The 20,278-nt window shown below is 63.7% G+C and carries 16 protein-coding genes; 12 read left to right on the top strand and 4 right to left on the bottom strand.

Annotated elements, in window-relative coordinates:
* Window positions 1-137: 137 nt before the first annotated feature.
* The 5 genes from J2Y68_RS17320 to J2Y68_RS17300 are packed head-to-tail and all read left to right on the top strand — an operon-like array spanning window position 138 to window position 6,761.
* Window positions 138-845, top strand: coding sequence for a glycosyltransferase (locus J2Y68_RS17320; RefSeq protein WP_309995138.1), 708 nt, complete (start codon window positions 138-140; stop codon window positions 843-845).
* Window positions 842-2,284, top strand: coding sequence for a glycosyltransferase family 4 protein (locus J2Y68_RS17315; protein ID WP_309995136.1), 1,443 nt, complete (start codon window positions 842-844; stop codon window positions 2,282-2,284). Before J2Y68_RS17320 ends, J2Y68_RS17315 begins: the two co-directional genes overlap by 4 nt.
* A gap of 47 nt (window positions 2,285-2,331) precedes the next feature.
* The gene (locus J2Y68_RS17310; RefSeq protein ID WP_309995134.1) at window positions 2,332-4,809 is read left to right on the top strand and encodes a lipopolysaccharide biosynthesis protein; all 2,478 of its coding nucleotides are present in this window, start codon (window positions 2,332-2,334) and stop codon (window positions 4,807-4,809) included.
* Window positions 4,810-4,844: 35 nt separating this feature from the next.
* Window positions 4,845-5,954: a glycosyltransferase family 4 protein gene (locus J2Y68_RS17305; protein ID WP_309995132.1), complete on the top strand. Its 1,110-nt coding sequence runs from the start codon at window positions 4,845-4,847 to the stop codon at window positions 5,952-5,954.
* Window positions 5,955-6,761, top strand: a complete 807-nt coding sequence (locus J2Y68_RS17300) for a PIG-L deacetylase family protein (RefSeq protein WP_309995130.1) — start codon at window positions 5,955-5,957, stop codon at window positions 6,759-6,761.
* Here the strand turns inward: J2Y68_RS17300 and J2Y68_RS17295 are convergent.
* The 3 genes from J2Y68_RS17295 to J2Y68_RS17285 all read right to left on the bottom strand — a co-directional run bounded on the left by J2Y68_RS17295 (window position 6,748) and on the right by J2Y68_RS17285 (window position 12,869).
* Window positions 6,748-7,674: a GGDEF domain-containing protein gene (locus tag J2Y68_RS17295; protein ID WP_309995128.1), complete on the bottom strand. Its 927-nt coding sequence runs from the start codon at window positions 7,672-7,674 to the stop codon at window positions 6,748-6,750. The genes J2Y68_RS17300 and J2Y68_RS17295 overlap by 14 nt on opposite strands.
* The gene (locus tag J2Y68_RS17290) at window positions 7,671-10,979 is read right to left on the bottom strand and encodes a hybrid sensor histidine kinase/response regulator (RefSeq protein WP_309995126.1); all 3,309 of its coding nucleotides are present in this window, start codon (window positions 10,977-10,979) and stop codon (window positions 7,671-7,673) included. Before J2Y68_RS17290 ends, J2Y68_RS17295 begins: the two co-directional genes overlap by 4 nt.
* A gap of 234 nt (window positions 10,980-11,213) precedes the next feature.
* Window positions 11,214-12,869 (bottom strand): alkaline phosphatase D family protein, encoded by a 1,656-nt coding sequence (locus J2Y68_RS17285; protein WP_309995124.1) that lies wholly within the window; start codon window positions 12,867-12,869, stop codon window positions 11,214-11,216.
* Window positions 12,870-13,004: 135 nt separating this feature from the next.
* Between J2Y68_RS17285 and paaA the strand changes: the two genes are divergently transcribed.
* The 7 genes from paaA (at window position 13,005) to J2Y68_RS17250 (ending at window position 19,389) form a co-directional block, all read left to right on the top strand.
* Window positions 13,005-14,000 (top strand): 1,2-phenylacetyl-CoA epoxidase subunit PaaA, encoded by a 996-nt coding sequence (gene paaA / locus J2Y68_RS17280; protein WP_211711931.1) that lies wholly within the window; start codon window positions 13,005-13,007, stop codon window positions 13,998-14,000.
* Window positions 14,000-14,377 (top strand): 1,2-phenylacetyl-CoA epoxidase subunit PaaB, encoded by a 378-nt coding sequence (gene paaB / locus J2Y68_RS17275; protein ID WP_144650647.1) that lies wholly within the window; start codon window positions 14,000-14,002, stop codon window positions 14,375-14,377. Before paaA ends, paaB begins: the two co-directional genes overlap by 1 nt.
* Window positions 14,374-15,294 (top strand): 1,2-phenylacetyl-CoA epoxidase subunit PaaC, encoded by a 921-nt coding sequence (paaC, locus tag J2Y68_RS17270; RefSeq protein ID WP_309995120.1) that lies wholly within the window; start codon window positions 14,374-14,376, stop codon window positions 15,292-15,294. Before paaB ends, paaC begins: the two co-directional genes overlap by 4 nt.
* Window positions 15,295-15,302: 8 nt before the next feature.
* Window positions 15,303-15,857 (top strand): 1,2-phenylacetyl-CoA epoxidase subunit PaaD, encoded by a 555-nt coding sequence (gene paaD / locus J2Y68_RS17265; RefSeq protein WP_309995376.1) that lies wholly within the window; start codon window positions 15,303-15,305, stop codon window positions 15,855-15,857.
* A 10-nt stretch (window positions 15,858-15,867) separates the two neighbouring features.
* Window positions 15,868-17,073, top strand: a complete 1,206-nt coding sequence (paaE, locus tag J2Y68_RS17260) for a 1,2-phenylacetyl-CoA epoxidase subunit PaaE (protein WP_309995117.1) — start codon at window positions 15,868-15,870, stop codon at window positions 17,071-17,073.
* 9 nt (window positions 17,074-17,082) lie between these two features.
* Window positions 17,083-17,862, top strand: a complete 780-nt coding sequence (locus J2Y68_RS17255; protein WP_309995115.1) for an enoyl-CoA hydratase/isomerase family protein — start codon at window positions 17,083-17,085, stop codon at window positions 17,860-17,862.
* A 63-nt stretch (window positions 17,863-17,925) separates the two neighbouring features.
* The gene (locus J2Y68_RS17250) at window positions 17,926-19,389 is read left to right on the top strand and encodes a protein adenylyltransferase SelO (protein WP_309995113.1); all 1,464 of its coding nucleotides are present in this window, start codon (window positions 17,926-17,928) and stop codon (window positions 19,387-19,389) included.
* A gap of 393 nt (window positions 19,390-19,782) precedes the next feature.
* Here J2Y68_RS17250 and J2Y68_RS17245 read toward each other — a convergent pair whose 3' ends face one another.
* Window positions 19,783-20,199, bottom strand: coding sequence for a MarR family winged helix-turn-helix transcriptional regulator (locus tag J2Y68_RS17245; RefSeq protein WP_309995112.1), 417 nt, complete (start codon window positions 20,197-20,199; stop codon window positions 19,783-19,785).
* Between the last annotated feature and the right edge of the window lie 79 nt (window positions 20,200-20,278).

The following is a 20,278-nucleotide window of genomic DNA, read 5'->3' as shown; positions in this document are numbered from 1 at the left end:
ATTGCGGGCATGCTTTCGTTCCCGCTACCGGATATTTGGAGGCTCAGATGGTTCTGCTGCAATCCCACAGTGTGCACATCGGCAGGAGAGGAGGTCTACAAGCACGCCGACATTTAGAGACTCTGCGGCGCTCCCACGTGGATCTCGAGGTGGTTATCCCGGCCTACAACGAGGCCGCCAGGATTCCAGGTACCCTCCGGCAGACAGTCGATTTCCTGGCGACCCAGCCGTGGTCGTCACGCATCGTGGTGGTGGACAACGGCAGTGTTGATGAGACCGCTGCGGTTGTCCGCAGGATCTCCCGCGAGAAAGGGGGCGTGGTTCCCATCTCCGTCGTAGGTTGCTCGCGCCGCGGCAAGGGAGCGGCAGTCCGCCGAGGCCTCCTCAGCGGAACGTCCAGGTTCACCGGCTTCTTCGACGCCGACCTGGCCACTCCCTTGGAAACGCTCACCGAAACCATGACCCACCTGTCCAACGGTGCGGCCGCAGTCATCGCGTCCCGCCATGCCCCTGGCTCCACCTTCGTCCGTCCCCAACACATTGGGCGCCGGGTGGGCGGAACGGCGTTCAGGGTCCTGACCCGGTCCAAGGTGAAGGGCATCCAGGACACCCAGTGTGGCTTCAAGTTCTTTGAACGCGATGCCCTGACAGCTGCCATGGTGCAATGCCGCAGCACCGGGTTCGCCTTTGACGTTGAGCTGCTTCTCCGGCTCCAGGACAACAACGCCAGCATTATCGAACTGCCCGTGGCGTGGACCGACGGCGCGGAGTCGACATTCCGCCCTTTCCAGGACGGAGTTGCAAGCTTCGCCTCGGTGCTTCAACTCCAGAAAGCAACACCATGACCTTTGCTCTACCCGACCTGAACTCTCCATCCCGGCTTGCGGGGAAGCACGTGCTTGTCCTCAACTGGCGCGACATCAAGCACTCACAGGCTGGTGGCGCGGAGCAGTACATGCATGAAATCTCCAGGAGATGGGTGCAACACGGAGTCCAGGTCACCTGGTTCACGGGACGCGACGCCGGTCAGTCCGCTGAGGACCTCATCGACGGCATCCGCATAGTGCGCGGGGGCGGAGCCCTATCCATCTACGCCCATTCGGCGTTGCGGCTCCTGCGGACCAACGGTCAGTTTGATGCCGTGGTGGATTGCCAGAACGGCATTCCGTTCTTCTCTCCCTTGTTCCTGCGGCGGGACATCCCGATCATCCAATTGATCCACCATGTCCATCAGGAACAGTTCCGTACCAAGTTCTCACCTCCCATGGCGGCGGTCGGCCGGTTCCTGGAAAGTTCAGGCGCCAAATCCGTGTACGGGCAGCGCTCCATCGTGGCGGTCTCAGCATCCACCAGGTTGGAACTGCGTAAGCTCGGATTCTCGGGACCCGTCCATGTGGTTCCCAACGGAACCACGGACAGTCCGCGGCCGGTTGCCGCCCGCGCACTCAGGCCTACCCTCGCCGTCGTCAGCCGACTGGTACCCCACAAACGGCTGGACCTGCTGTTGGGACAATTCGCCGTGGCCGCACGGAGTATCCCCAAACTGCGGATGGACATCGTCGGGGACGGTCCGGAACGGGCACGCCTGCAGCAGTTGGCCATGGACCTGGGCCTGGATCATGCGGTGACGTTCCACGGGTACCAGCCCAATGAGGTCCGTGACGAATTGCTGAGCAGGGCCTGGCTGACTGCTTCCACCTCAGCCTCGGAAGGCTGGGGTTGCTCAGTCATCGAGGCCGCCGCGTGGGGCGTGCCCTGCCTTGCTTTGCGGGTACCGGGCATTCGGGACTCCGTGGTGGATGGCAGGACAGGCTGGTTGGTGGATACACCCAAGGAGTTTGGGAAAGCCATGGTCGAGGCATTGCCGGTCATGGGTGAGCCGGACGCAGCCAGGGACGTTTCAGTGGAATGCAAGGAATGGGCGAGATGCTTTACCTGGGATCGCAGCACCAGGCTCCTCACGGGCGTCCTGTTGGAAGAGGAGAAGATACGCCGCGAGGGCCGGGACCCGCGCTCCCTGCACTCCGACCTTTCCACGCTGGTGCGCTTCGAACTGCCCGAGGGAGCGGACCTCAGGGCCATCCTGCGGCCAACGGACGAAGTTGCCCTGACAGACGACGGGCATGTTTCGGTCATGATGAAAGGCCGTGACGAGTTCGAGGCTTTCGCTGCCCTGAAACAGATTGGCGTGGAGACTGCTGAACTCCGTCCGGCAGGACCCAACACTTTGCTTGCGGGTCCCGGGAGTTCGTTCGCTCCCGCAGATGCCGTCGATGGCCAGTAGCGGGCGGTCCATACGTGGAGGTGTCCCTGGAAAGACCGGTCACTGCCGTGCGCGCGAGGCCAAGGGCCGAACGCCGGGACAAAGCGCCGGCTGACGACGTAAGAATCGCCGAGAACAGCGGTTTCCTGGCTGTCTCTGCGGGGGTTGTGGGCGTGGTGAGCTATGCCTGCACCCTTCTCATGGCCAACATGCTGGGGACTGCCGACTACACCATGTTCGCCGCGGCAGCCATGATCCTGGGCGTGGTGGGAATCGTTGCCAACGCTCTGGTTCCGCTGCCCTTGTCGCACGTGGTCGCCGTCCACCCGGAAGGTTCCCGGGAACGGCAGAACGGAGTGGCGTTCTCGGTCTTCGTTTCGTTCCTGGCAGGCATGCTGGCCGCGGTCATCACAGGGGCCGTCACCCTGGCGTTGGCGACACCTGCCCTGGCAGCCGCAGTGGCCCTGGCCGCCTTGGCCATCTTCATTGTTAATGCGCCCGCCGGATGGTTGCAGGGCGAGCTTCGCTTCACCTGGTACGCAGCGTCCACCATCGGCGAGGTCGTCCTCAGATTGCTCTTCAGCTTGCTGGTGATCGTGATGGCCTGGGGTGCCGGGGGAGCGGTCCTGGGCTTCGTTGTGGCGTGCCTTGCGCCGTTGGTTGTGCCACGGTCCTTCTACCGGGACCTCCGTTGGCGGCCACGGGTCCTGCTGGACAAGTGGCGATGGGCCGAAACCAGCGATATCGCCTCCGTCCTGTGCGTCGTTTCCGTTCTGGTGGGCGTCGACGTCGTAGTGGTTGGCTTCCTGGATAACGGCTCTGCCGCGGCAGCAGGATTCCAGGCGCTGGCCACCATCGCGAAGGGGCCCGTCTATGTGGCGGCTGGAACGGCTTTGGTGGCATTTCCCCTGTTGCGCACCCCCGGCATCAAGACTGGAGAGGTATTACGCGAGTCGTTTGCCTCCTTTGGGCAGCTCGTGGTTGTCGCTTTCGCTATCATCGCCACCGCACCACCCATCATGGCGGGCGTAATAGTTCCACCGAAATATCACGGTTCCCTTCAGCTCCTGCCGTGGTTGGCAGCCTCGGGTCTTGGCTATGCAGTCCTGATGGTCCTGTCCACGATCCTCCTGGCCATGCGTGCTTACCGGCGTTGCCAGCTTGGCCTGGCATGTTCGTGCCTCCTGGTGGTGGGCGGACTGTGGGCCGGATGGCAGTGGGATGCCGTCACCGGCCTGGCGGTGGGCTCAGCGGCCGGGGCGGTCCTGTCAGGAGTGGTCCTGGTGGTCTTGGCTCGGCCCTTGTTACTGGAAGCCCGTCCAGGAAAGGGTGCCGGGCAGTTCATACTCCTGGGCTTAGGCCTGATCGTGCTTTTGGCAGCTGCTTCCTACCTGCAACCCCTGCTGTGGCTCGGCCTGGCGGGCATCAGCGGTGTCGCGGTCCTCGCCCACCAACGAAACCTGTTGCCACACAGGAACGACTTCAGGATTGCCCGACGTCGTCCAGCCGGCGACCATGCCCGGTCCGCTGGCCGCCGCTCCACAGTGAAAACGCGGTCGGCGTGGGCCGCCCGGGCGCTCGCAGGCAACTTGACCGCATTTGTCGTGGTGGTTGCCGCAGTATTCGCTGTCCGTGAGTTGGTCCTTGAGCGTGGCCTGCTCCGGAGCTGGACAGGAACGGGAACCGGGACCGGAACGGCATCTGGGGCCGCAATCCTGTTCGGCGGGGGCGTCGACGCGGCACTCCAATTGCGCTTATTCAACGCGGTATTGGGCGCTGTGGCTGTGGGCCTGTGCTTCCTGGTGGTCCGCAGACTGGCGACACGTGCTGCCGCGTGGCTGGTTGCCGTGTTGGTGGCCTTCGAGCCGCTGATCTTGCGGATCGGCCATCAAGCGTTCCTTGAGACGTCCGGGATGGTGGCGGCACTCGCGGCGCTGTTGCTCCTCACAGGTCCTGGTCCAGATACAGGTCCCGAGGCCGGTGACATCTCGGCGGGGTGGCAGTCTTTCGTGAGGCCAGCGGCAGCAGGGGTTCTGTTGGGCTACTCCATCATCTGCCAGGATTTGTCCTTCATATGGGCCGTGGCCCCCGTGGTCGTAGCGACGGTGTGGAAGAGGACGCTTCCGTGGCGCCGGGCCGTTGTGGCGGCTGGCTTTGCCTTGGCGCTGTACGCGGACTACTTCCTGGTGGTGGCAGCCCACGACTACGCCACAGGTTTGCCGGCCGAAGGAGTGCCCCGCACCACGACCACGATGATCGGATACGGCTGTACGGGCCTGGTGCTGCTGGTCCTTTGCTCCTTGGCTGGCGTGTTCTTGTGCTTCAGCCACCACTCGGGGCGACGCCTTGTCGGACTGGGAGTTCTGGCCGTAGGGGCAGCGGGCGCCTGTTTCGCAGTGCTGGGAACGTTGACTGAACAGATCGCCTATGCGGCCGCGGTGGCTGGTGCCATCTGTGGGGCCGTGATGGTGGTGGAGCTTTGTGAGAGGTTCCCCAAAGCCCGCACAGGGGTTTCTTCCGGGGATGACAGGACAGAAAGGTCATGATGAGGGTTCTGCATTTGGGTTTCGAGGATCCACGCATGCCTGGCGCGGGCGGGGGTTCTGTCCGTACCCACGAGATCAACCGCCGCCTTGCAGTGCGGGGTTTCCACGTCACAGTGTTGACCACCCGTTACCCGGGCTGGCAGGAACGGGTCGAGGACGGCGTTCACTATGTGCCAATCGGTTTCGGTGACGGGCGGAACAGGCTGGCCCGCCTGCTGACCTACGTGGCGCGCTTGCCTTTCGAGGTTCGTCGGCGTCGTGCCATGGCGGATTTGGTAGTGGAGGATTTCTTCGCCCCGTTCTCCACCATGGCGGCACCGTTGTGGACGGCTCGCCCCACGGTGGGTGTGGTGCAGTGGTTGCATGCCGAGGAGAAAGCGCGACAGTACAAGCTTCCGTTGCATTGGATTGAACGCCTGGGTGTCCGGAAACACCGACGCCTGATTTCCGTTTCGCAGGGGATCGCGGACCGCCTGACCGGCCTGAATCCGGGGCTCCATGTGGACGTGATCGGAAACGGGGTTGATCCTGCAGCGTGGATACCAGCGCCGCACCCGGGCGCGGATGTCCTTTTCATCGGGCGCCTGGAGTACGGGCATAAGGGCCTCGACCTTCTCTTGGCCGCCTGGAGCAAATGCTGCGACCGTGTCGATGGCAATTTGCTGATCGCGGGAGCGGGCCCGGATGAAGCCCGGCTTCGGGCGGCCATCCGGGACGCCGGGCTCACCAGCAGGATAAAGATGCTCGGGTGGCTTAGCGGTGAGGAGAAGTTCCAGGCGCTCAGCAATGCCCGGCTGGTGGTGGTGCCTTCGCGCCATGAGACGTTCGGCTTGGTAGCTATAGACGCGTTGGCCACGGGCACCCCTGTCATCACCTTCAATATTCCATGCCTCCGGGAGATCGTGCCGCGGGGTGCGGGGTGGCTCGTAGAAGCTTTCGATGTGGATGCCTTTGCGGAGGAAATCGCCATCAGATACGCCCAGCCAGGGCTGGAAGAGGCCGGCGCGCTCGGGCGCGAGTTCGCAGCCGGCTACAACTGGGATGCACTCGCTGAGAAGCAGGCCCAGTCCTACAACGACTCATTGGCCGCGCTCAGTGGCACCCACACGGATCAGCTCAACCCCACAACCCATGAAAGGGCTTGAATGCCGTACCGAACCAGGATCGGACGTTCGTTGGAGGGCGATGCGCCGTGGTTGTTCCTGTCACCCCACTTGGATGACGCCGTGTTGTCGTGCGGTGCGCTCATGGAGGCACAAGCCCAGGGCCGCCAGATCATCGTCGCAACGATCTTCACCGAGGCTACGGATCAACCGCACACCAGGGCGGCGCGCTCCTTCCTGCGCCAATGCACCATCGGCGACGCGGCCCAACTGTACGGGGCCAGGCAGGCTGAGGACCGGGCCGTCTTGGAACGCATGGGCATCCAGTCCATCCACTTGGGCGAAGTCGATGCGCTCTTTCGGCGCCGTCGGAAGCCTCCACGGCTGGGAAGCAGTGCGTGGGAACGGCTCCTCCCCGAGTTCACCCACCGTTACCCCACGTACCGGTTTGATATCGCCATGGGCCGGATAGCCAGGGGCGATCGGTCGCTCATCCGTGAGCTCCGCACCGACGTCGCCGCACTCCTGGCCCAAACCCAAGCCGAGCTGCTCTTTTGCCCTGCCGGAGTGGGCAAGCATGTAGATCACCTCATGACCCGCGAGCTGGGCGAAGGCCACCCGGACAATCTGGTCCTGTATTCGGATTTTCCCTACGACCTGACCCAGCAACCCGATGAACCCCATATGCAAGGCCTGGGCTACGTGCCGTGGTCCTGGGACCACGGACTGTCCGCGAAGCCGCCCCGGATCAGGGAGTACGCCACGCAAGCGGATGCACTCTTCCCCGATGGGGAGATCCCCTTGAAACCGGAAACGTACTTTGTTCCCGGTGTCATCAACGGTCAGTAATGAGGGCGCTGGCCAGCGTCACACGGTTCCGTCCGGAGGCCTTGGCCGCATACAGGGCCAGGTCGGCTTCGCGCAGGAGCTGCTCAGCGCCAGCGCGATGCCCCTGGGTGAAGGCCGAGACTCCGGCGCTGATGGTCAGGACACCGTCGGGGTCGCCCGAGTGCTCGATCCGTAAGTCATGTACGGCGGAGCGGACCCGTTCCAGGATCACAGCGGCAGTTTCCTCCGACTGTTCTCCCAGCACCAGCAGGAATTCTTCGCCGCCGAACCGGTATACGCCGTCCGACTCCCGGACTTCGCGGGCCAGGGTGGAGGCGATGGCCACCAGGGCGGAGTCGCCCGCCTGGTGCCCATAGATGTCGTTGTAGCTCTTGAAGTTGTCCACGTCCACCATGGCCAGGCAGTAGTCCCGGGGCGGGCAGTCGCCCCGGTTGTGGAGTTCGCCAAGGTCCTCCGTCAGCTTGAGCCTGTTGTGCAGTTTGGTCAACGGGTCGGTCCGGGCCTGGTTGCTGAGGGCGGTCCGATACTTGGCCAGGTCCGAGTGTAAGGACGTGATCCGTTGGGCGGCGAGGAGCCGGATGTGCAGGTTGAAGGGGTCCAGGGGTTTGGTCACGTAATCGTCCGCCCCGGCTTCCATTCCAGCCAGCACGTCCTTCCGTGATCCGTGCGAGGTCACCAGGATTACGTACGTGTAGTTGTCGTCCTCGGAGGAACGGATCGCCCTGCACAGATCGAGTCCGTTCAGTCCGGGCATCATCAGGTCCGTGACTACGGCCTCCGGCGCGTGCGCCTGGTAGAGCTCCCAGGCTGAGTCGCCGTCCACCGCCACGATGCATTCGTGGCCCGACTGCTCGACGGCGGCCTTGGTGATCATCCGGGAGATCTGGTCGTCATCGGCGATCAGTACTTTCATGGCGCTCCCAATAGTGTGCGACCGAGGGCATCATCCACCCGGGCGAGTTCCGCTCGAAGTTCGACGAGCAATCCCGGCCCGGTAACGGCGAAGTCCGGGCCCGCTTCGCGCCCGAGCCGCTCCAGGTTCCTGCAAAGGTCCGCCGCGCCGACCGCACCAATGTTGGCTGCAGCGCCGGCAAGTTTGTGGGCGGCTTCCTCCACGGCAGCGGCTTGCCCACCATCCAGTCCGGCTTGGAGCTTTTCCACGGCGCCTTGGGCGTCCTCTCGGAAAGCCCTGACCGCGTCGGGCAGCAGGCCCAGACCGTCCCCGGGTCCGAGGTCGCGGAGGATCTGCAGCCGTTGCTCATCCAGGACAACAGCGGTCGACGGCGGTGCTGCCGCCGCCTGTGGCGCGTCGTCCTCCGGCACCCAGCGTCCGAGTACTTCCCGCAACGTGGCAAGGTCTACGGGCTTGCTGACGTAGTCGTCCATTCCGGCGGCGAAGCAGCGTTCGCGGTCTTCGTTCAGGGCCCCGGCCGTCATGGCGATGATGGGGATCCGGGAAGCGTGGCCGTTGCGTGAGCGGATGGCCTTGGTTGCGTCGAAGCCGTCCATGACCGGCATGTGGCAGTCCATGAGGACGGCGGCGTAGGCACCGGTGAGCGCCGCTGCGACGGCTTGGGCCCCGTCTTCTACGATGTCCACGTCGTAGCCGAGCCGGTTGGCCATGCCGCGAGCCACGAGTTGGTTGACTTGGTTGTCTTCTGCGACCAGGAGCCTGCCGGCCCGGTGCACCGGAGATGGTGATACAGGCGCCGCTGAGGGCGCTGCCGCTGAAGGGCCGCCGATTTTCCTGGTGGACATGAGCCGTAGGATCCGGTTGTAGAACTCGGAACTGCGCACTGGTTTGGTGAGGTATTCCCGGATGCCGGCCGAGACGAGGTCCTCCCGGTCCACCATCATGGTGGAGGTCAGCAGGATGATGCCGGGGCCGCCAGAGCCGTTGCTTTCATGGTTTATTTGTCGTGCCAGTTCCAGTCCATCGGTGTCGGGCATGCACATGTCCACCACGGCAATGTCGTAGGGTTCAGCGGCTGCTATGGCCGAGCGGTATGCGAGCATGGCGCTTGCGGCGTCGGGGACGGCAACGGGCAGCATCCCCCAGCTGGCCAGCTGGGTTTCCAGCACCAGGCGGTTGGTTGCATTGTCGTCGACCACCAGCACCCGGCGTCCCGAGAGCGAGGCAGGCAGGGCAGCGGTGTCTGAGGCCGGGGGCCCGATGGGCAGGTCCAGCACGAACCAGAATTTGCTGCCATTTCCCGGCTCACTGTCCAGGCCGATTTCGCCACCCATGACCTCCGTGAGCCGGCGTGAAATGGCAAGGCCCAGGCCGGTACCACCGTAGCGTCGCGTAGTGGAGGCGTCCGCCTGCGCGAAGGATTCGAAGAGTTTGTGATGGTCCTCGGCGCTAATGCCTATTCCTGTGTCGCGGACCTCGAAGCGGAGGGAGGCTTTGTGCTTGTCCTCGTCGAGGACTGAGACCTGGATTTCAACTTCCCCGGCGGGTGTGAACTTCACGGCGTTGGAGGCGAGGTTCACCAGGATTTGCCGGATGCGTCCGGCGTCACCCATGAGCCGTTCCGGGACGGCAGGGTGGCAGTAGGAGATGAGTTCCAGGTTCTTGGCTTGGGCGGCTTCTGCGACAAGTCCGGCCACTTCGTCCACCAAAGCCCGCGGGTCGAACGCGTTCACGTCCAAGTCCACCTTCCCCGCTTCCAACTTGGAGAAGTCCAGGATGTCGTTGATGAGTGTCAGGAGGACCTCGCCTGCGCCCTTCACGCCTTGGGCGTACTGTCGCTGGCCCTCGCTGAGGGGTGTGTCCATCATCAGGGAGGTCAGCCCGATGACGGCGTTGAGGGGGGTCCGGATTTCGTGGCTCATGGTGGCCAGGAACTCTGACTTGAGTCGGCTGGCTTCGAGTGCGGATTCGCGTGCCGCGAGCAGTTCGGCTTCGGCGGCCCGGCGTTCGGTGATGTCCCGTGAGATGGTTGCCACGCCCCGGATGCCTGACTCGCTGCGGATGGGGGACAGGGTCACGGAGACGGGGATGGTGGCACCGTCTCCGCGGAGACGGAGGGATTCGTAGTTGTGCACCTCGCCGCTTTGCGCTGTGCTCTCCAAGGCCAGGCGCTCTGTTTCCATCAGGTGCTGTGGAACGAAGAAGTCGCCCTTCCGGCCGAGTGCTTCGGAGGCCGGGTAACCGAAAATACGTTCGGCGCCGGGGTTCCAGCTGGTGATCACTCCGTCGGGCGTCTCGCCAATGATGGCGTCGCCTGAGGAGTTGACGATCGCGCCGAGCCCCTCAAGTTCCGCTGTGCGCTGGGCCACCTTCGTCTCAAGGTCCCTGGTCAGGGTCACATTTTCGACGACGATCAGCACCTGCCGCACGATCACGAAAACCACCACCACCAGGCCGGTGACCAGCAGGATGCGGTCCTCGCCGATGGGGCGGCTGCGGGAGAAGAACACAGCGCTGAAAACGGGCAGGTAGGGGAGGAGTTCCAGGGCCGCAGCGTAGGCGCGCCCGTCCTTCCGCGTGCTGCCGGCTTCGGGGAGCAGAGGGCTGAGCCCTACCAGCAGGAAAGCGAGAACCCATCCCAGGGCCAGGGGCGATCCGGTGACACCTGTGATGCCTTCGAGGGTGAAGCGCATGTACGCAAGGTCGGTGATGGCGAGGATCCAGAAGCCGAGACCCATGCTCAGCCAGGGCAGCCTTCGTCCGCGGGCGGCCCGCATGGTCAGGACGATCACTACTGAGACCATGAAGACGTCTGCGATGGGATACGCCATCTGCGTCGCATGGGCGAAAGCGTCCTGGTCCTTATCGGCGGCCAAAGGCCCCAGCACCGAACTCCAAGCGATGAAGAAAGTGGAACTGGCCACGACGCCGGCGTCCAGGATGGTCCGGCGCAAGGGGAGCCGCAGCCCTTGGCCGCGGAGCAGCAGAACCAAGCCAACAGAAACCGGGAGCGCATACCAGACAAAGCCGATGTCGGCGAAGGACGGGAAGGGGTATTCGTGGTTGAGCGTAATGCCGTTGACGGTCCACACTGCTTGGCCGACTGACCAGAGCGCCAACCCGGCGACGACAAACCACCGGCCCACAGAGTTGCGGCGTTTTTTCAGTACGGCGCGGGCGTGGGTGGTCAGCGCGGTGAGTGCAGCCAGAAGGATCGCCAAATCGCCGGCGAGTTGAGCCGTCGTCGTTCCTGCCCCGCTGGCCAAACCGACAGCCAGCAATGCCAAGCACAAAGCGACGGGCACCAAAAAGAGTGGCCATCCCTGCCGCCCGACCGAGCGCTCCGGAAGAACCCCGTGCGTCACTCCTGCCACTGAACCCCTGCCTTCGAAAGTGGCCCCACCAAAAGCGAACAACGCGTCTTGCCTCTGCGCTGAGGAGAGCATACGCCGTACAGACCCAACTAAGTAGCAGGTGAGCCCGTTTTGGACACTCAGGATCCCTGTGCTGCTACGTAGTTTGGGTGGCCGGCTCCAGGGTCAGCGCTGCGGGGTGAGGGCCTTCGAATAGAGCACTGCACCCAGAGCGTTGCGGAGGCTCACAGTGAAGACGCCGTCGGAAGCGAGTTCGACGTGCCCGAAGTACTGGTTCTCGCCGTCGCGCGGTGATTCGCCGGCAAAGCGCCCGGCCTTCGAGAAAACGACTTCCGGACCAAACGTCCCGTCCATGTCATTCGGCCCGAACGAGCCCGCGTTGATGGGACCGGCCACGAACTCCCAGAACGGGTCGAAATCCGTGAAGGACGCGCGCTCGGGGGAGTAGTGGTGCGCAGCGCAGTAGTGCACGTCCGCGGCCAGCCATACAGTGTTCTTCACGCCGAATTTCTTGAAAGCCGAGAGCACTCCGGCAATCTCCAGTTCGCGGCCCAGCGGCGCCCCGTTGTCGCGGTTGGACAGGCTTTCCTGGTTGACGGGGCCGTCGGGCACGATGATCCCGAGTGGCAGGTCGGCCGCAATGACTTTCCATGTGGCCTTGGATTTGCGGACTTCCTTAATCAGCCAGTCCACCTGTTCCTGGCCCAGGATGTTGGTGGTGTATGGCTCCTTGCCGTCGGTGTTGGGGGACTTGAAGGTGCGCATGTCCAGGCAGAAGATGTCCAGCTGCGGGCCGCGCGAAATCTTCCGGTAGATATGCGCGGGCTGGTACTGGCCGGCGTCGAACTTGCCGGGACGCCAGAGCGCGGCGGCGTCGGCGATGGGCATGTTCTCTTGCCATGCCTGACGGCCCCGGGCGGCGAGGGTGTTGACGTTTCGTTCGGTGTAGCGGGCGTCGTCCAGGATCTGGCCCGGGTACCAGTTGTTGTGGGTTTCGTGGTCGTCCCATTGCGCGATCACGGGGACCTCGGCGAACATTGCGCGCATGTTGGCGTCCAGCGAGTTGTAGCGGTGACGGCCGCGGTATTCCTGTAGGGTTTCGGCCACTTTGGACACTTCCTCGGTGACGATGTTCCGCCAGACCTGGCCGTCCTTTTCGGTCACGGTGGCGGCGATGGGACCGTCGGCGTAGATGGTGTCGCCGGAGTGGATGAAGAAGTCCGGCCTGGTGGCGTGCATGGCTTTGTAGCCGCGCATGCCGCCGAGCTCTTCGTTGATGCCCCAGCCCTGGCCGGCGGTGTCGCCGGTCCACACGAACGATTGGGAGGACGACGACGGACTGCCGCCTCCGCGGGCGTCGTCAGTGCCGCCGTCGTTCTTGCCGTTGGCCGAACCGGGCGCCGTGCTGAACGTACCCCGGACCGTCTCGCTGGACCCGTTCTCGTCTTCAAAACCAAGTTCCAGGGCGAACCGGGTTCCTGCGGGGAGGCCGTTGGCTTGGATCTTGGCGGTGAAGTCGCTGGCCTCGGTGGCCAGTGGGCCTCGAATCGTGCGGCTGAAGCCGTAGCGTCCGCGGAGGATTTCGCCCGCGCTGTCCACGGCCTGGAGGGTGGCTGTCATACGGCCTGGGCCGGAGGCGCGGGACCAGAGAACGGCGGAGTCGGTGGTGACGTCGCCGGTGGCAATGCCGGTGGGGATCGTGAGCCGTTTGCGGACCAGGGGAATGGCGGCGTAAGCGGGTGCTGTCCCGCCGGCCAGGCCTGCCAGTGTGAGGCCCGCGAGGGAGGTCTTGACGAGGGTGCGGCGCGTGAAGTCAGTCATATAGTCCACTGTTGTGGCCCGTGATGAACGGAAAGTGAGGCGTGGGTGAACCTGTGCCGCCGCCCGAAAAGCTTGACTGAAAACACCCACTCCGCATATTCTGAACGAACGGTCGGTAATTTATTAGGAGCAACCATGGCATCGCAGAATCTGCAGTCAGTGCCCGCTGAGCTGTCCCCGGAAGAGCAGGAGCGGGAGGCAGCCGGACAGGCGTATTTTGATCGCATCATTTCGGAGGACTCGCGCATCGAACCGCGCGACTGGATGCCGGCGGCTTACCGCAAGACTTTGCTGCGCCAGATCTCGCAGCACGCACACTCGGAAATCATTGGCATGCAGCCGGAAGCCAACTGGATCACCAGGGCACCGAGCCTGAAGCGCAAGTCCATCCTCATGGCCAAGGTCCAGGACGAAGCCGGCCACGGCCTGTACCTGTACTCGGCCGCCGAGACCCTGGGCCAGTCCCGGGACCAGATGATGGAAGACCTCATCGCCGGGAAGGCCCGGTACTCGTCCATCTTCAACTACCCCACGATTTCCTGGGCTGACATGGGGGCCATCGGATGGCTTGTTGATGGTGCTGCCATCTGCAACCAAGTGCCCCTGTGCCGTGCCTCGTATGGTCCGTATGGTCGCGCAATGGTGCGCATCTGCAAGGAAGAATCATTCCACCAGCGCCAGGGTTTCGAGATCCTGCTGGAACTCTCCAATGGCACTCCTGCGCAGAAGCAGATGGCCCAGGACGCAGTGAACCGCTGGTACGCGCCGTCGCTGATGATGTTCGGCCCGCCGGATGAGGATTCACCCAACTCCAAGCAATCCATGGCCTGGAACATCAAGCGCTTCAGCAATGACGAGCTGCGCAGCCGGTTCGTCGGCATGATGGTGGAGCAGGTCCGGGTCCTCGGCCTGACGCTGCCTGATAAGGACATCCGTTTCAACGAAGAAACCAAGAAGTGGGAGCACGGACCCCTGGACTGGAACGAGTTCAAGGAAGTCCTGGCCGGCCGCGGCCCCTGCAACTCGCAGCGCGTAGAGCGCCGCCGCGAGGCACACGAAAACGGTGCCTGGGTTCGCGAAGCCGCTGTGGCTTACGCCCGCAAGCAAGCACAGAAAGAGAACGCAGCATAATGGCTCCCCACGGAAATCCCGAAGCACCTGGCAGCGCCGCCAGTGAAATCAACCGCGAGGCCCCCAAAGTAGCGGCCACCACGGAGGAGCACCAGGAATCACCTTGGTCGCTCTGGGAGGTCTTTGTGCGCTCAAGCCGAGGCCTGTCCCACGTCCACGCTGGCTCTTTGCATGCCCCTGACGCGGCCATGGCCCTCCGGAACGCACGTGATCTCTACACGCGCCGCAACGAGGGCGTCTCTATCTGGGTTGTCCCGGCCGAGGCGATTTCCTCCAGTGATCCCGACTCCAAGGGTTCCTTCTTCGAGTCCCCGCAGGGCAAGGACTACCGTCATGCGACGTACTACACCAAGAGCGAAGGCGTGAAGCACCTGTGAGCAATCCAGAGACCACTGACTTCGTCATCGAGGGCCACGGCGACATTTCCGTTGGTGTCCACGGAGCCGGCGCATCAGGCGACGGTTCGGCCAGTGCCACCCGCATTACGCCGGGCAACGCACTGCGCCCCGAGGACATCGCCCTGGAGATCAGCCGCGGGAAGGTCAAGCCCAGCGAGGACGTCGCCGAGTACGCCCTGCGCATCGGCGACGACGGCCTGATCCTCGCCCAGCGTTTGGGGCACTGGATTTCCCGAGCCCCTGAGCTGGAGGAAGACATCGCACTGGGCAACATCGCCCTGGACCAGTTGGGGCACGCGCGTTCGTTCCTGACCTACGCTGGTGCTGCCTGGGGCAAATCCGAGGACGATCTCGCCTATTTCCGCCGCGAGCACGAGTTCCGCTCGGCGCACCTTTTCGAGCAGCCCAACGGTGACTTCGCGGTGACCATCGCCCGGCAGTTCATCGTGAGCTACTACCAGTTTGAGCTCTACACGGCGCTCTCCGCCTCAACCGACCCCACCCTCGCAGCCATCTCTGCGAAGGCCGTCAAGGAAGTGGATTACCACCGCGACCACAGCGCCCAGTGGGTGCTGCGCCTGGCCGGCGGCACGGATGAGTCCAGGAAACGGATCATCCAGGGTTTCAAGCTTGTATGGCCGTACGTCGACGAGATATTCGAGGACGACGAGCTCACCGCGCGTCTCGCCGAGGCTGGCGTCGCTGTTCAGCCGTCCAGCCTTCGCGCAGAGTTCGACCGGCTGACCGGCGAAATCATGGCCGAAGCTGAGCTTGAGATCCCCGGCGTTCCGCAGTCCCTGGGCGGCGGCCGACGCGGCAAGCACTCCGAGTTCCTGGGCTACATCCTTGCCGAGATGCAGGTCCTCGCCCGCGAACACCCCGGCGCGAGCTGGTGACCAGCGTGATGATTCCGTCGCGAACTCAGGCACAGACCGAAGAGCAGAGGGCCTGGGACATCGCGTCCACAGTCTGCGATCCGGAGATCCCGGTCCTCACCATCGAGGACCTGGGCATCCTCCGCGGCGTGCGCGTCACCTCGACTGAAGCGACGGGAACCCACGACGGCGGCCCGGCCAGTACCGCCGTCGAGGTCACCATCACGCCGACGTACTCGGGCTGCCCCGCGATGGATGCCATCGGTGACGACCTGCGGAAGGCCTTCGAACGGGAGGGCTACGCCCGTGTCCACGTCAACCTGGTGTTGTCCCCGGCATGGACCACGGACTGGATGACCGAATCCGGCAAGGCCAAGCTGGAGGAATACGGGATCGCCCCGCCCAGCGGCATGGCCGCCGCCGGCGGGCACTCCGGTCCTGTCCGCCTGAGCCTCGCCGTGAAATGCCCGCAGTGTTCCTCACTCAACACCAAGGAACTCACCCGTTTTGGTTCCACGTCCTGCAAGGCGCTGTTCGTCTGCCAGGACTGCAAGGAACCGTTCGACTACTTCAAAGTCCTCTAAGGAAGCAGCCATGACCACCGAAACACAGACGGCCAGCCGCCGTCGTGCGTCTTTCCATAACCTGACCGTGGCGGAAGTCCGGCGTCTCACGGACGATGCCATCGAGGTCACGTTCGGTGTTCCTGCCGAGCTGGCGGGCCAGTATGACTACCTTCCCGGACAGTACGTTGCCTTGCGAACCACGCTGCCGGACGAGACCGGTGAGCCGCACGAGGTCCGCCGCAGCTACTCGATTTGCGCAGAGCCGCGCAGTTTCGAGGACGGCAGCAGCGAGATCCGGGTGGCCATCAAGAAGGACCTTGGCGGCATCTTCTCCACCTGGGCCAATGCCGAGCTCAAGGCTGGCGACGTCCTGGACGTCATGAGCCCGCAGGGTGCGTTTATTTCGCGTCATGGCAAGGACGGTTCCGCCGTCCAGCACAACGTCATGAACTCCATGAACCACCCGGAGGAGCTGGCGGGGGAGCCGGGCAGCTTTGTGGCCATTGCCGCGGGGTCTGGCATCACTCCGGTGATCGCGATTGCACGGACCTTGCTGGCTGCCAACCCGGAAACCAGGTTTGACCTGGTGTACGCCAACAAAGCTGCCATGGACGTGATGTTCCTGGAGGAGTTGGCGGACCTGAAGGACAAGTACCCGTCCCGCCTGGCGCTGCACCATGTGCTGTCCCGTGAGCAGCGCATCGCCCCGCTGATGACCGGCCGTATCGACTCGGAGAAGTTGCAGGCGCTCCTGAGCAGTGCCATTCATGCCGAGGATGTTGACGAGTGGTTCCTGTGCGGGCCGTTTGAGTTGGTCCAGTTGTGCCGTGACACCCTTGCCGCCCGCGGCGTTGAGCCGGAGCATGTCCGCTTTGAGCTGTTCACCACCGGCCGTCCGGACCGCCCCGAGGGCAACGCCGGCCGACCCGTCGTAGCCGACGAATCGCAGGACACGTTCAAGATCACCTTCAAGCTCGATGGCCTGACCGGCGATGTCGCCAGCCCCACGCATGCCCGTGAGTCAATCCTCAACGCGGCCCTACGCGTCCGCCCGGACGTTCCGTTCGCCTGTGCAGGCGGGGTTTGTGGCACGTGCCGCGCCAAGTTGATCACCGGTACCGTGAGCATGGATGAGAACTACGCCCTAGAGCAGGACGAGCTGGATAAGGGCTATGTCCTGACCTGCCAGTCCCACCCCACCAGCGAAGAAGTTACCGTCGACTTTGACGTCTAAGGAGTCCCCATGATCGAGCTCTCCATTTCCAACGGCATTGCCGAAATTGTCCTCAACATCCCGGAAAAGCTGAACTCGCTCAACGAGGACGCACTTGCCGAACTGGATAAGGCGTACGACGACGCTGCTGCCGCCGCTGCCCGCGGTGAGGTGCGGGCGTTGCTGCTTCGCGGCGAGGGCAGGGCCTTCTGCGCCGGCCGGGACATCGGCGCAGTGACACCTGAAACCGACGATGCCCAGGCGTACCTTGGTGGGTTGGTGGAGCCGCTGCTGAAGAAGATGGCTGCGTTCCCTGCGCCCACTTTCGCTGCGGCACACGGCGCGTGTTTGGGCGTTGGGCTGGGTCTGTTGTTGGCCACTGACGTTGTGTATGTGGCGGAGAACGCCAAGTTCGGCTCACCCTTTGCAAAGCTTGGTGCCACCCTGGACTCAGGTGGGCACTGGTACTTCACCGAGCGTCTGGGCATGCACCGAACCCTGGACCTGATCTACACAGCGGATCTCATTTCCGGGGCGGAAGCCGTTGCCCAGGGAATGTTCAGCCGGGCGATGCCTGCCGATGTACTGCTTGAGGAGACCCGGGCCATCGTTGAGCGGGTGGCTGTGGGGGCGACAGGCGCCTTCAACGCGTCGAAGGAACTCGTGGCCCACATCCGCGACCAGCGCCTGGGCCTCTGGGCGTCCATGGCTGAGGAAAACACCGAGCAGGCCCGGCTGTGCAAGACCGAGGATTACGCTGAGGGCTTCCGGGCGTTCCAGGAGAAGCGTGCGCCTGTTTTCAAGGGGTAGTTCCGTTGCGATCGAAGCTGTCGCAGGGCCACTCGCTTGTAACGCTGCCGATATCCTTGGTTGATGAGTGACATCGCGCATTCCACCATTGCCTTCGAGAGCCATTTCGCCCGGGACTTCCCGGAGCTGGCTGTTCCATGGCGGGCGGAGGAAGCTCCAGATCCGCAGCTGCTGGCACTCAACGGGCCACTCGCCGTCGAGCTTGGTTTTGATCCGGACTTCCTGCGGAGCCCGGAGGGCGTACGGCTGCTGCTCGGCAACGAGGTTCCGGAGGACGCGACACCGGTGGCCCAGGGCTACTCGGGGCACCAGTTCGGCTTTTACTCGCCGCGTTTGGGGGATGGGCGTGCCCTGCTGCTGGGCGAGGTGGTGGGAACCGACGGTAAGCTCCGCGACATCCACCTCAAAGGTTCGGGCCGGACGCCCTTCGCCCGTAATGGCGACGGCCGGGCGGTCATCGGTCCCATGCTTCGCGAGTTCATCGTCAGTGAGTCGATGCATGCGCTGGGGATCCCGACCACCCGTTCCCTCGCCGTCGTCGCTACCGGGCGCCCGGTTCAGCGTGAGAGTGTCTTGCCGGGTGCGGTCCTGACGCGGGTGGCCAGCAGCCATCTGCGGGTGGGCAGTTTCCAATATGCCAGGGCCTCGGATGACCTGGATCTGCTGCGTCGGCTCGCTGACCATGCGATCGAACGTCACCACCCGTCCTCGGCTGGTGACGCCGACCGCTACCTTGGCCTGCTGAAAGACGTCGTGTCGGTCCAGGCGAACCTGGTGGCCCAGTGGATGCTCGTGGGGTTCGTGCATGGGGTCATGAACACTGACAACATGACCATCTCGGGCGAAACCATTGATTACGGTCCGTGCGCCTTCATGGAGGGCTTCGACCCGGGTGCCGTGTACAGCTCAATCGATGAGATGGGCCGCTACGCGTACCGGAATCAGCCGCTGGTTGCCGAGTGGAACCTCGCGCGTTTCGCCGAGTCCATTGCACCCCTGATCCACGAGGACCAGGAGAAGGCGGTAGCGATGGCCGTTGAGGCCCTCAATGGCTTCCGCACGCAGTACAGTGCCGCGTGGTTCAGTGGCATGAAGGCCAAGCTTGGGCTTCCAGAAGACATTGACGACGGCGTCGCCTCGCCTTTGGTGGACGACTTACTTGAGTTGGTCCAGGCGGCGCGCGCGGATTACACCTCGTTCTTCCGTAGCTTGGGCAGAGCGGCCCGTGGGGAGGCGGAGCCGGCCAGGGGCGTGATCCTGGACCTGCCCGCGTTCGATGCGTGGCTGGTGCGTTGGCGGGAATTGGCACCTGACGCGGATGCCATGGATGCGGTTAACCCGGTCTACATTCCGCGCAACCACTTGGTGGAGGAAGCGCTTGCCGCAGCAACAGAGGGGGACATCGGACGCACGGAGGGATTGCTGGAAGCTTTGGCGTCCCCGTTTGAGGAACATCCCGGCCTGGAGAAGTACGCTGCCCCGGCGCCGGAAAGTTTCGGTCCTTACCGGACTTTCTGCGGTACTTAACGGGGAAAGCTAACGGCAAGCAACCCTGGCCGGGTCACTTGCCGTTAGCTGTTTGTCTTCGTTCGTTAGGCCCAGACGGCCTTGACTACCATGTCTGCACCAGCGGCCAAGTGGCTGCCGGTGTGTCCATCATCCAGGATGCACATGTCTTCTGATCCTGGCGGACCGGTCGAAACCAGACACTCCGTTGCCCTGAAACTCAGGAGTTCTACTGGCAGGTTATCGCCAATGCGAAGTTCGTTCATGATGCCCTTTTGCTCGTCCGGGCACGGCGCTTAAGGTGTACCTGCCCGGGGTGTCGGAAACTTGTCCCCTTGGACGCCGGGCTTCATCAGCAGATAACACCATCATGCCGTGGTGAACGGTTTCAGTCCACGCGGCAGTGTCGAACCTTTAGTTAATTTTGGTGTCCCGAACGATAGCAATGAGTTCTTCCCGAAGACTTTCGGAATCCAGGTCGATGCCTTCGAGTACCGTGTTCTCTTGACCGTGGGATTGGTTCAGCAACTCCAGGCCCAACTCGGTAATCGACACGAGCTGGCTGCGCCGGTCAAAACGGTTGACCTCGCGGCGGATGAAGCCCCGGGATTCCAGCCGGGTCAGAAGCGGGCCCATGGTTTGGGCTTGCACCCGGATGCTCTCGGCAAGCTTGCCTGGCGAGATGGGGCCGGCATCCGCCACGGCGTCGAGGGTTAGCACCGTTGGATACGTCAGTCCCAGAGGGCGGAGCCGCTCATTCCACCCAAGTTCCACGAGCCGCGCTGCGGTGGAAAGCAACCGGCTTGTTGGCCAATAGTCCATGTCAGGCATTCGGGCCCCCAGCCTCGTAAGAATAGTCAGCTTACTTACTAAGACTACATCTCACGGGCCGAAGGTATGGAGCTATGAG

Origin of the sequence: Paenarthrobacter nitroguajacolicus (assembly GCF_031455195.1) — a bacterium.
Taxonomy (GTDB): domain Bacteria; phylum Actinomycetota; class Actinomycetes; order Actinomycetales; family Micrococcaceae; genus Arthrobacter; species Arthrobacter nitroguajacolicus_D.
This window is presented reverse-complemented; position numbering and strand designations above follow the sequence as displayed.